General features: G+C 57.7%; 1 protein-coding gene and 2 pseudogenes. All 3 read right to left on the bottom strand.

Annotated elements, in window-relative coordinates; genetic code table 11:
- Positions 1 to 516: pseudogene (locus H5U08_RS16110) on the bottom strand (hypothetical protein); the annotation flags it as partial.
- 57 nt (positions 517 to 573) lie between these two features.
- Positions 574 to 1,914, bottom strand: a complete 1,341-nt coding sequence (locus H5U08_RS16105) for a quinol:electron acceptor oxidoreductase subunit ActD (protein WP_297035367.1) — start codon at positions 1,912 to 1,914, stop codon at positions 574 to 576.
- A 45-nt stretch (positions 1,915 to 1,959) separates the two neighbouring features.
- Positions 1,960 to 2,312 (bottom strand): annotated as a pseudogene (locus H5U08_RS16100) (hypothetical protein); the annotation flags it as partial.

Here is a 2,312-nt window from a genome sequence, read left to right as displayed (position 1 = left end):
CAGGTAAAAGCGCCCGAGCCACCACCATACTGCCAGACAAAAGGCCGCCCGCAATAAGAAAAACGGAATATTCAAATAGACTGTCTTATGCCGTAATTCGGGATGATGCAGAAAGAAGTCACCCGTCGCCCAGGGATAGAGATTCAGTCCCTCGATAAACAAAGTGATGGCTATGGGTAAAAAGGCGATAGCGACGAGGGTCGGAGTGGCGACGGCCATCAGCTCCGCGGTTCGACGGACTGTCACACTCCAGCCCGCACGGGTCAGATGCTGAAGGAATACAAAGAACAGTGCCCCGAGTGTGATGCTGATGAGGAATGTGTAATGCACAAGGTAATCCTGCAGCCATCCGGCCGGAGATACTCCGGAAAGCAGGAAGCCCAGAACAATCGCGATGACTCCCCCAATCGTGCAGATCTGCGGTGCGCGAGAGGCTCCCGCGGTTGAGGGGTTCATCGCAGATTGAACCGCCGAATTGGTATCCGTCAATTCCGTCGCCTGCATTACCGATCCCATGTGCGATTCAGTCAAAGGTCAAACGTATCCCGTATTATGCGGTCGATAGTCTGGGTTTTAACGCCGCATCTCTCCAGCGAGGTTGCTCTTCATCTGGCCGTCATTCACGCCCGCCGGACTAGCCGCCGATACACTGGCGGAAGGGGCGGAATCCTGAAAATCTTCCGGGTAGGGGGCGCGTGCCCGCTGGAGTGCGCGGACATACAGCACGATGGCCCAGCGGTCTTCCGGCGGAATCTGGACCGCGTAGGGGGGCATGCTGTAAACGCCTTCGCGGACCATCCCCTGGGTGATCGTTTCAAAGATCTTGCCCACAGGTTGCTCGCGAACGGCCTGACCGGTGAGACTGGCCGGCGGAACCCACGTTGTTTCACCGCGGGCTCGGGCCCGGCGGGAGGTCATACCGTCGTACTGACCCGCTTCGCCTGTCCAGCCGTGGCACGTCGCGCAGTAAATGTCGTAGCGTTCGCGGCCCCGCCGCATGACGTCCTCGTTGACCGGAATCGGGAATTCGGTGAGATATTCGTTGCCGACTTTCCCGGTCAGAAATCCCTCGGGCGGAGGTTGCCAGTGGGGATCAAAGGGAACAGTGCCCGGCACTCGCGGTCGCATGGCCCGACGGTCGGCAAACAGCGGACTGACGGCCTGCGTCTCATATTTGGGCTGAAAGTCCATGTCTTTGATGATGTGAATACGGGGCTTTTCCTGCGGAGTTTCCGTAGTGTGCTGCCGCGCCAGAGCAATAAACAGGGGCGGCAACAAGGCGAGAACCGCCAGCACCAGCAATCCCCGTTTGATGACCGCCGGAATGGCATCGTCGCCTTCCGGGGCGGGGCACAGTTCCACGCTTTCCGCGCCGAGAGTTCGCAGCCATTCGGCCGTTCGCTCAGGATGGAACTGAGGATCTTTGGCCTCGATGGAAACCAGAAAGGCGTCTGTGGTGACGCGAGCAAACGAGGCCGCCGTGCTTGCCGGATAAAGAAGTCGTGGCAGTCCGTTGAGCAGAATCGCCCCGAAAAAGGCGGTGAGGGCGGCAAACAGCACTGTCAGTTCGAAGATGATGGGGACGTTCGCGGGGAGGCTGAAATAGGGTTTTCCGCTGATGATGAGAGGATAGGCGACTCCGTTGGCCCACCATTGCAGGACCAGAGCCCCCACGGCTCCCGTCGCTCCCGCCCCGGCCACCAGCCAGGGGAGAATGGTGGGCCGTATCTTCATCGCCCGATCAAGACCGTGGATCGGGAACGGAGTATGGCAATCCCAGTAACGGTAGCCAGCCGCTGAAATCTGTCGCGCCGCCGCCAGCAAGTCTGCGGGCGAGGCAAACCGGGCCACAATGCCCACATACTGCGGCTGAGGCGAATTCGTTTCTGTTGGGCTGTGACTATTGTCGTTCATAACGTTTCTAATGCACTACGTTCATGCACTATTGATCACTGTTTTTTATCGCGCGTATTCCAGTTCAGAAGACGCATGCTCTTCCGCAGCATGCCGGTGATGGACATGGGCCTGCGGCAGCACGGTTTTCACTTCGGCCATGGCCACCATGGGCAGATACCGGCAGAAGAGCAGAAACAGCGTGAAAAATATTCCGAAACTCCCAATCAGCATGAGAAAGTCAATGAGCGTCGGCTTGTAAAGGGCCCAGCTTCCCGGAAGGAAATCGCGACTGAGTGATGTGACGATAATAACAAAGCGTTCGAACCACATTCCGATATTGACGAATACGGCAATAATCCACATGATCCAGGGCGTCGTACGGCATTTTTTAAACCAGAAAAGCTGGGGAATTGCCA

It is taken from the genome of Thermogutta sp. (genome assembly GCF_014359955.1).
GTDB lineage: Bacteria > Planctomycetota > Planctomycetia > Pirellulales > Thermoguttaceae > Thermogutta.
Note: the sequence above shows the minus strand (reverse complement) of the source record. Positions and strands in the feature narration are given on the sequence as shown.

Coding starts and splice junctions, on each gene's coding strand:
- H5U08_RS16105 (WP_297035367.1), bottom strand. CDS start 1,914: ATGAACGACAATAGTCACAGCCCAACAGAAACGAATTCGCCTCAGCCG.